1 protein-coding gene is annotated in these 308 nt (G+C 61.0%); it reads left to right on the forward strand.

All coding sequences use genetic code 11. The features are described from left to right. On the forward strand, positions 1 to 308 hold a 308-nt coding region (locus tag SB772_RS39910; RefSeq protein ID WP_410838507.1), incomplete at both ends, for an alpha/beta hydrolase.

Below are 308 nucleotides of genomic sequence, written 5' to 3' on the forward strand. Positions count from 1 at the left end.
GGTGATGTTGCACGGTTACGGCACCAGCGAGCAGCGGATGGCGAACCTTTTCCCGCACCTGCCGGGTGAGTTCACCTGCGCGGCGTTACGGGGCCCGAAAATTATCGGGGACGGCCACGGTTGGTTCCTCCTGGATTACTTCCTGACCAACGATTTCGCGGACGTCATCACGTCCACCAACAGGGTTTTCGACTGGATCAACTCCGTCAAAGGGGAGCACAGCAGCGTGTGCCTGTTGGGCTACTCCCAAGGAATGGCCATGGCCAGCACACTGCTGCGACTGCGACCCAAGGAGTTCGCGGCCACGG

Source organism: Paraburkholderia sp. SIMBA_030, assembly GCF_046535245.1.
Taxonomy (GTDB): Bacteria; Pseudomonadota; Gammaproteobacteria; order Burkholderiales; family Burkholderiaceae; genus Paraburkholderia.